The organism is Protofrankia coriariae, assembly GCF_001017755.1.
Lineage (GTDB): Bacteria > Actinomycetota > Actinomycetes > Frankiales > Frankiaceae > Protofrankia > Protofrankia coriariae.
Genome location: NZ_JWIO01000046.1, coordinates 22551 through 30778 on the forward strand (window position 1 = coordinate 22551; position 8228 = coordinate 30778).

At 69.0% G+C, this 8228-nt stretch carries 10 protein-coding genes; 6 read left to right on the forward strand and 4 right to left on the reverse strand.

Going from position 1 to position 8228, the window contains the following annotated elements; translation table 11 throughout:
* The coding region (locus tag FrCorBMG51_RS20725) for a type II toxin-antitoxin system RelE/ParE family toxin (protein WP_338052784.1) at positions 1-278 on the forward strand (278 nt) is incomplete at its 5' end.
* Between the two features lie 14 nt (positions 279-292).
* Here FrCorBMG51_RS20725 and FrCorBMG51_RS20730 read toward each other — a convergent pair.
* Positions 293-1474, reverse strand: coding sequence for an epoxide hydrolase family protein (locus FrCorBMG51_RS20730; RefSeq protein ID WP_047224696.1), 1182 nt, complete (start codon positions 1472-1474; stop codon positions 293-295).
* A gap of 91 nt (positions 1475-1565) precedes the next feature.
* Between FrCorBMG51_RS20730 and FrCorBMG51_RS20735 the strand changes: the two genes are divergently transcribed.
* The 4 genes from FrCorBMG51_RS20735 (at position 1566) to FrCorBMG51_RS31900 (ending at position 4994) form a co-directional block, all read left to right on the forward strand.
* On the forward strand, positions 1566-1973 hold the full coding sequence (locus FrCorBMG51_RS20735; RefSeq protein ID WP_047224697.1) for a YccF domain-containing protein: 408 nt from the start codon (positions 1566-1568) through the stop codon (positions 1971-1973).
* 168 nt (positions 1974-2141) lie between these two features.
* Complete coding sequence (locus FrCorBMG51_RS20740; RefSeq protein ID WP_047224698.1) at positions 2142-3410, forward strand: ATP-binding protein; 1269 nt, start codon at positions 2142-2144, stop codon at positions 3408-3410.
* A gap of 199 nt (positions 3411-3609) precedes the next feature.
* A complete protein-coding gene (locus FrCorBMG51_RS31895) occupies positions 3610-4377 on the forward strand; it encodes an MFS transporter (protein ID WP_235433775.1) in 768 nt (255 codons plus the stop codon).
* Complete coding sequence (locus FrCorBMG51_RS31900; protein ID WP_235433776.1) at positions 4374-4994, forward strand: MFS transporter; 621 nt, start codon at positions 4374-4376, stop codon at positions 4992-4994. The genes FrCorBMG51_RS31895 and FrCorBMG51_RS31900 overlap by 4 nt, the downstream gene beginning before the upstream one ends.
* A 168-nt stretch (positions 4995-5162) precedes the next feature.
* Here FrCorBMG51_RS31900 and FrCorBMG51_RS20750 read toward each other — a convergent pair whose 3' ends face one another.
* On the reverse strand, positions 5163-5759 hold the full coding sequence (locus tag FrCorBMG51_RS20750; protein WP_235433777.1) for a MarR family winged helix-turn-helix transcriptional regulator: 597 nt from the start codon (positions 5757-5759) through the stop codon (positions 5163-5165).
* Between the two features lie 86 nt (positions 5760-5845).
* On the opposite strand from FrCorBMG51_RS20750, the gene FrCorBMG51_RS20755 reads away from it, so the two are divergent.
* Positions 5846-6595: a questin oxidase family protein gene (locus tag FrCorBMG51_RS20755; RefSeq protein WP_047224700.1), complete on the forward strand. Its 750-nt coding sequence runs from the start codon at positions 5846-5848 to the stop codon at positions 6593-6595.
* 152 nt (positions 6596-6747) lie between these two features.
* On the opposite strand, the gene FrCorBMG51_RS31905 is transcribed toward FrCorBMG51_RS20755, so the two are convergent.
* A complete protein-coding gene (locus FrCorBMG51_RS31905; RefSeq protein ID WP_235433778.1) occupies positions 6748-7098 on the reverse strand; it encodes a DUF2752 domain-containing protein in 351 nt (116 codons plus the stop codon).
* A gap of 184 nt (positions 7099-7282) precedes the next feature.
* Complete coding sequence (locus tag FrCorBMG51_RS34170; protein ID WP_371391064.1) at positions 7283-7504, reverse strand: TM2 domain-containing protein; 222 nt, start codon at positions 7502-7504, stop codon at positions 7283-7285.
* Between the last annotated feature and the right edge of the window lie 724 nt (positions 7505-8228).

Consider the following 8228-nt stretch of genomic DNA (forward strand, 5'->3'; position numbering starts at 1 on the left):
GGGTGACGGCAGGCCGATACCGGCTACGAATCGCCCGGGGCGCCGCCCGCGCCATCGCCGAAACGCTGCCCGAAAAGGTCGCGACCGCCGCCCACAAGTTCGTCACCGGACCTCTGCTCGACGCCCCGCACCGGGTCGGCAAACCCCTCGACCCGCCGCTCGCGCCACTGCGGTCGGCACGACGCGGGCCCTATCGGGTCATCTACCTCATCGACGACACCAAGCATGTCGTCGAGGTCACCGCGATCCGCCATCGCAGGGACGCTTACCACACCTGAACGTTGGCCAGCGCTCACCGCGGCCCGCCAGGTACATCGTCACAAGCCACCCGCGGCGGTAGCAGGCGGAAGAAGGCGCGGAGTTCGTCGACGAAGAGGGCTGGTTGTTCGAAGGCTGCGAAGTGGCCGCCGCGGTCCGGCTCGCTCCAGTAGCGAAGGTCCCGGAAACGGGTCTCGACCAGGCTGCGGGACAGCCGGAACAGCTCCCGCGGAAAGAGCGAACATCCGGTCGGTACGGTCACCACCCCCTGCGGGCGGCTGCGGAAACTCTCCCAGTACAACCGGGCCGCGGACGCGCCGGCCGCCGGTAGCCAGTACATCATCACGTTGTCGAGCAACTGGTCCCGAGTAAGGATCTTCTCCGGATGGCCGTCACAGTCCGTCCAGCCGTGGAACTTCTCCACGATCCAGCCGGCGAGCGCGGCCGGGGAGTCGACCAGGCCGTACCCCACGGTCTGCGGCCGGGTGGACTGCTGGGTCGAGTAGCCCGCCTCCTCCCACCGGAAGCGCCGGTGCGTGGCGAGCGACGCGGTGTCCCGTTCGTCGAGTTCCCCCAGCTCGGCCGTGGCCGCGCGGACGTCCACCAGCGGCAGGGTCAGGTGCAGGCCGAGCACGGCGTCCGGATGGCGGATGGCCAGTTCCGTCGACACCCTCGCACCCCAGTCGCCGCCCTGCACCGCATACTGGTCGTAGCCGAGCGCGGTCATCAGTTCCGCCCACGCGTCGGCGATCCGCGGCACCCCCCAGCCGGTGCCGGTCGGCTTGTCGCTGAACCCGTATCCCGGCAGGGACGGCATGACGAGGTGGAACGCGTCGGCGGCCGAGCCGCCGTGCGCGACCGGGTCGGTCAGCGGCCCGATGACGTTCAGGAACTCCACGACCGACCCGGGCCAGCCGTGCGTCATCACCAGCGGCACCGCGCCGGGGTGCGGCGAGGTCACGTGCAGCACGTGCACGCCCAGCCCGCCGACATGCACCTTCAGCTGGTTGAACGCGTTCAGCCTGCGTTCGAGCGCCCGCCAGTCGTACTCCCGCTCCCAGTAGGAGCACAGGTCGCGCAGGTACTCCGACGGGATGCCCTGGGACCAGTCGGAGACGGTCTCGCGGTCGGGCCAGCGGGTCCGGCGGAGCCGGTCGCGCAGGTCGTCCAGGTCGGCCTCCGGGATCTCGACACGGTACGGGGTCACCTCGGCCATGAGATTTCCAGTCCCTTCGTCGGCCCGCCCGTGCCGAAAGTGTCCGCTACTCGATCGTGCGGTCCCGGATTCAAGGAGGAGGATGAGACGTATGCGTTTGATATTGAACCTGATATGGCTGGTGCTGTGTGGGTTCTGGATGGCACTGGGTTACGCCGTCGCCGCACTGATCTGCTTCATTCTGATCATTACTATCCCGTTCGGGATCGCCTCGCTGCGTATCGCCAGCTTCGCCCTGTGGCCGTTTGGCCGCCGAGTGATCGACCGCCGTGACGCGGGCGCGCCGTCGCTGCTCGGCAACCTGATATGGATCGTGTTCGCGGGCTGGTGGCTGGCGCTCGGCCATCTGGCGACCGGCCTGCTGCTGTGCCTGACGATCATCGGTATCCCGCTGGGGCTCGCGAACTTCAAACTGATCCCGGTCTCGCTGCTGCCGCTGGGCCGGGAGATCGTCCGCATCGACGACCCCTACGGCTCCGACCGCCTCGCCTTCCGCTGAGCATCTCGCTGTCTCCTGGCGATGGCTCGGCGAGGTCTCCGATCAGACGCCCGACAGCACGGGATCGGGCAGGGTCGAGCCAGGTGGGCCAGGTTCGACCCTGCGATCGGGAGACTAGGAGCCGTGCGATCGGGAGACTAGACGGTGTGCAATTGGTAGAGTAGTCGCGTGATCGACTATCGGCGTCGAATCATCGACAACACGTTGGATGAGCTTCAGCCGCATCTTCGCGCCTTGTCGATCCATGGGCCGAAGGGGGTCGGCAAGACCGCGACCGCGATGCGGCGCGCCGCATCGGTCATTGACCTCAGCCTTCCCGCTCAGCGTGAGATCGTGGCCGCCGACCCGTCGATTCTGACCCGTCTGCCCGGGCCGGTGCTGGTGGACGAGTGGCAGCGCCTTCCCGAGATGTGGGACCACGTACGCCGTGCGGTCGACGCCGGCTCGCCGCCCGGTCACTTCATCGTCGCCGGCAGCTCCGCACCGCGAGGGGCGGTGATCCACTCGGGCGCCGGACGGATCGTACCGATGCGGATGCGTCCGTTGAGTATCGCGGAGCGGGGTATCGAGACGCCGACCATGAGCCTGGCCGCGCTCCTCGACGGGAACCGAGATCTCGGCGGGAGCACCGCGCTCCGCCTGACGGACTACGTCGAGGAGATCACGGCATCGGGCTTTCCCGCCATCCGCGGCCTGCCCTCGCGCGTGCGTCGGGCGGAGCTGGACGCGTACCTGGACAATGTCGTGCAACGGGAGTTCCCCGAACAGGGCTACCCGGTCCGCCGGCCGGCGGTGCTGCGTGCCTGGCTGGCCGCCTACGCCGCCGCGACCTCGACAACGACGGTCTACTCGAAGATCCTCGACGCGGCTACCGCTGGGCTGGCGAACAAGCCAGCCAGAGGGACGACGCTCGCTTATCGCGACGCTCTGTCCTCATTGTGGTTGCTCGATGCGATACCGCCGTGGATCCCCAGTCGGAACCACCTGGACCGACTCGGCCAGTCCCCCAAGCACCAACTGGCCGACCCCGCTCTGGCCGCACGACTGCTCGGACTCGATACCGCCGCGCTGCTGCGAGCCGAGCAGGGCAGCACAGAGCTGTCAGCGGGCACGATCCTCGGTGCGCTGTTCGAGCACCTTGCCGCGCTCAGCATCCACACCTACGCCGAGGCCGCCGAGGCTCGCGTGGGACACCTACGCACCCGCAACAACGACCACGAAGTGGATCTGATAGTCCAGCATGCGGACGGCCGAGTAGTGGGGATCGAGGTCAAGCTGGCCGACCGGGTCGAGGACGCCGACACCAGGCACCTCCGGTGGCTTCACGACCGGATCGGAAAAGACCTGATCGATGCCGTCGTCATCTACGCGGGCGAGCGTGCCTACCGCAGGCGTGACGGCGTTGCCGTCGTACCGTTGGCACTGTTTGGCCCATGATCACCGTGAACGGCCCCGAAAGGATGATCGAAGTGCTGGACACCGGGTTCGACCCCGAAAACCGGCGCCGATCCATCGATCCGGAATGATCAAGAAAGCGGATCGCGGGTCAGGACACGGTATACAGGTCATCGACGGCAGCCGAGGGCCCGCGCCCGGTCGGCGGACCAAAAATGGCGACCCTAAGTAAGGAGACCGGGTGAGGGCATGTGGGCTGGCCCGCAGACCTCAGCTCACGCTACGTTTCGTCACACGGAAACTGCTGGCAGACGTCTCCCCGCTGCGGGACTATCCGGCCTACCGGCGTATCTGGGCCGGCGACACGATCTCCGCGCTCGGTGCGCAGATCACCGCCACCGCCGTCCCGCTGCAGGTCTACGACATCACCGGCTCGTCCTTCCAGGTCGGCCTGGCCAGCCTGGTCGCGCTGGTCCCGCTGATCACCTGTGGGCTGCTCGGCGGTGCGATCGCCGACGCGGTCGACCGGCGGCGCCTCGCCCTGCTCACCTCCGGCGGGCTGGCCACGGTGTCGGCCGGGCTGCTGCTGTTCGCGCTCGTCGTCGACGCCACCGGCGCGGGCTCCGGCGCCATCTGGCCGCTGTTCGGCCTGATCGCGGTGCAGTCCGCGCTGGTCTCGGTCAACGGGCCGGCACGGCGGGCGATGATCCCGAACCTGGTGCCGCTGCGAGAACTGCCCGCGGCCACCGCCCTCCAGCAGATCGGCTGGAACACCGCGCTGACCGCCGGCCCGCTCATCGCCGGGGTGAGCGTGGCCGCCGGCGGCTACGTGCTGGCCTACACGCTGGACCTGGCCACCTTCACCGCGGCGCTGTACGGGCTGGCCCGGCTCCCACCGATGCCGCCGCAGGGCGGCGGGCGGCCTGNNNGGGCGGCGGGCGGCCTGCCGGGACAGCCAGCGTCCGGGAGGGGCTTGTCTTCCTCGCCGGGCAGCCGGTCGTGCTCATGACGTTCGTCGTAGACATCATCGCCATGATCTTCGGAATGCCGCGGGCGCTGTTCCCCGAACTGGCCCGGACCCAGTTCGGCGGCGGGGCCACCACGGCCAGCGTCCTGTACTCGGCGGTGGCGGCGGGAGCGCTGCTCGGCGCCGGCCTGTCCGGTCCGCTTGGCCGGGTCAACCGTCAGGGCCGGGCGGTGGTGGTGGCGATCGTCGTCTGGGGCGGGGCGATCGCCGGGTTCGGGCTCACGCACAGCCTCGCCGTCGGTGTACCGCTGCTGGCCCTGGCCGGTGCCGCGGACATGGTCAGCGCGATCTTCCGAACCGCCATCCTCAACGTCGCCACCCCGGACGCGATGCGCGGCCGACTACAGGGCGTGTTCCTGGTCGTCGTTGCCGGCGGCCCCCGGATCGGCGACCTGGAGGCGGGCAGCGCCGCCGCCCTGGTGTCACCGGCCTTCTCCGTCGTCAGCGGCGGCCTGGTCTGCGTCGGCGGAGTCCTGGTCGCCACCGCCATCGCCCCGGCCCTGCTCAGATACGACGCCCAGAAAGCGATCGCCGACGCGGAGGCCGCCACCGCCACCCACATCCACAAACAGGCGTCCGCAGATCCGCTTCCCTCATAGAAACAACCATCGTGCTGCTTCAGGCCGGCTTCCGCCGGCCACCCTGTCCCTGACGATCCGCGGATATTTCTCGCCGACCATGACGGCCGTCTTCTTCGGAGCCATCTCGAGTGGCGCGGCCGCGGGAAACGGCCGGCGGTGCGGACCGGAGCTGTTGGCGACGGTGGATCAGGGCTGTGCCTCGCGGCTCCAGGCGGCCAGGCCTGCGACGAAACCGGCGCGGTCGCGGGGGGAGAGGCTGGTTATGGCACGCAGGAGCGGTGCCGCGCGGATGGCGATGAACGACAGAACGACCGGCCGGTGCTCCTCGCGGAGGGAGACCAGGGTGCGGCGACGGTTGGCCGGGTCCTCCTGACGGTCGACGAGGCCGGCGTCGCTTAGGTTGCCGACGAGCTCACTGGCGGTCGACAGCGTCACGCCCAGCCGCCCCGCCAGTTCGGTGACACTGAGCTGATGCCCGGTCAGCAACTGGGTCAGGACCGCGCCGTGGCGGGCGGTGAGCCGATGCTCGCTGAAGATCCCCTGGAGCGCGGGCGGCATCTCCGAGCGGGCGCGCTGGAAGTAGGCCGACAGCAACGGCACGTACAGCAGGATCTCGAGATCCTGCTCCGTCGGAGACACCGCTCCCGTTGGCGACGGCTCGCCTTCTGGCGGCTGTGCTCCCCCTGGCGGCGGCTCGGTCGGACGTGCCGGTGCCGAGGCCGGTGATGATGCCGGTTCTGCCCGCCCGGGCGCGGTCGCGCTCACCTGCTGGTCGTACAGCACGCTACAATCCTAGTAAAGTTTGTGTATCCAAAATATTCGCTGGCACAAATTGATCTGAACTGTCTGCCCGGAAGGGATGTGAGGGCATGACATCGATCACCTACAGCGACGCGGTCACCGACGCGCTCGACCGTCTCGACGATCTCGGGTACGAGCGGGCGGGACGACAGGATCTCGCCAATCACGGTCCGAGGGGCGCCGAGGCGCTGGCGGCGCTCGGCCATCCGGAGGCGATCCCCGCCTGGGTGACGGGCTACCGCAACGCCATCGCGCACAACGACCCGCCCGGCCCGCGGTTCGCCATCGACCCGGCCGAGGAATCCTCCTGGCGGCCGGCGCTCGGCGCCTTCGACTGGGTTGGAGACTGGGAGGCGCTGTTCCGCCGCGAGCTGGCCGACGCCCCGTGGCGGGACGTGCTCGTCCGATGGTGGCCGCGCCTGCTGCCCGGCCTGTTCTCCCGGCTGACCCACGGGCCGATCCGCACCGCCCACGCCGTGCGCAGCGTCGCGGCGACCAGCAGCCCCAGCCCCCAGCAGATCACCGAACTCGCCCGCGGCCTCGCCTACTGGGCCGCCCGGTTCACCACCCTGCCCGGGCAGGCCAGCCTGGGCGGGCAGCGCACCGTCGCGGAGGCCGTCGCCGCCGCTCCACGCGCTCCGATCAACCCGGCGACGCCGCCGGCCGCTCTGCTGCGGGACGGGCTGAGCAGCCTGTTGGACCAGCCCGGCTACACCGACGCCTGTCTGCGCGAGCACCTGCTGCGCCCCGACCCCCGCTACCCGGCGGCCGCCCTCGCCGTCCAGCAGCGCATCCCCCGCCGCGGAAAACCCTCATGAATACACGTACGGGATCGGTTCAGGACAGATCTATGTCCAGATCCATCCGTGTACGCGCGTCAACAGCATCCCTGCTCTCGGGGTGGCCCTCAGCTCGATGACCAGAGGCTGGCGATGGGTTCGACACATTGAGAGGCCTGGAATGTCTCCGGTCAGGTGGATGTCGGGGCCAGGGGCCATCCGGGCAGGTTGCGCACAACCGTCCAGACGAGCGCGGCGCCGGCCAGGCCATAAGCGAGCGAACCGGGAACGCGCGTATGTTCTCCCCGGCCGATCGCGCGCGCCTGCCGCCAGATCAGATACACCAGCACCGGGCTGCAGAGCAGCATGAAGAGGTTGTCATGAGCCGCGGCCCGCAGCTGGCCGTGCAGCAGGTCATGAACCAGACGAAGACCTCCGCACGCCGGGCAGTCGAGTCCCGTGACAAGTTTTGTCGGGCATATCGGCATGAGCACATCGGGATCGTGCGGGTCGGCAACGGCAAGATAGCCGACGCCCAGCACGCATACCGACGCGCCGAGTATCAGCCGTCGCCGGCCGCTGATCGTGATCGCATGGCTCCCCGCGCGGTGAACGCCGGCGCCGACCGGGCCCAGGGGAGATGATTCCGGTGGCCCGGATGCCGTCCCGGCGATATCCGGGCCACCGGGCCTCCGAAAAATCCGACGCAGACATGTGGCCGCCGTACTAGTCACGGAGCAGACGGCCCTGACTGTCACGGACGTTACCGGTGAGAATCATGATCCCATCAATCAGCGCCCAGATTCCGAGACCACCGCAGGTGAACAACTGGGCGAGTGCGATACCGGTATCGCCCAGATACCATCGCCCGGCCCCGAAACCACCCAGGAAGATCTGAAGCAGTCCGGCAACCAGCTTCTGCTTGTCCGAGTATGGCTCTCCGGTCACCGGATGGCGCCCAAACGGGGCCGCCGGATCGTATGGCCCCTGTCCGTAGCCCGGCACGGGATAACCGGGCGCCGGCGGATACCCGGGAGCAGCCTGATAGCCGGGGCCCGGCGGATACCCGGGGCCGGTCTGGTAGCCGGGCGGCGGATACCCGGGACCGGGCGGGTAACCAGAACCCGGTGGATACCCAGCGCCCGGCGGATACCCAGCGCCCGGCGGATACCCAGCGCCCGGCGGATACCCGGGGTCCTGCGGGTAGCCGGGGTCCTGCGGGTAGCCGGGGTCCTGCGGGTAGCCGGGACCGGTCGCGCCGGGTTGGTCCGGATAACTCCACGGCTGACCGTCCGGTTTCTCAGGTGTGGTCATCGATTCCCCCAAGGAATCAGCGTTTACCCGCGCCGGACAACTGGGTTTGACATGCCGGCCCGGACGCTGGATCACTGAAACCAGCACGACAGGCCGTCCCTTGTATTTCCTGTGCCACTGCCAGAAATACTGAGCAAAATAATTTCGGTCGGCGACGACGAGATCAGCCGGGATGCCGGACGCCTTCCACCCGCATCCGTCGCGTCACCGATCCGAATCAGGGGAAGTTGGATCCGCCGCAGGCGACCGTTCCTCGTATATGCCCTCGACGCCCGCCGTCGGAACCCCGGACGACCAACCCGGCCAATGGAAGGCCAACAAACAGCGTCTGATCATCGAACCAGCCGCATCGGCTCCC

Bases quoted from the DNA above. Each gene is read 5' to 3' on its own strand.
- FrCorBMG51_RS20755 (WP_047224700.1), top strand. From the start codon at position 5,846: ATGACATCGATCACCTACAGCGACGCGGTCACCGACGCGCTCGACCGT.
- FrCorBMG51_RS20735 (WP_047224697.1), top strand. From the start codon at position 1,566: ATGCGTTTGATATTGAACCTGATATGGCTGGTGCTGTGTGGGTTCTGG.
- FrCorBMG51_RS20730 (WP_047224696.1), bottom strand. From the start codon at position 1,474: ATGGCCGAGGTGACCCCGTACCGTGTCGAGATCCCGGAGGCCGACCTG.
- FrCorBMG51_RS31900 (WP_235433776.1), top strand. From the start codon at position 4,374: ATGACGTTCGTCGTAGACATCATCGCCATGATCTTCGGAATGCCGCGG.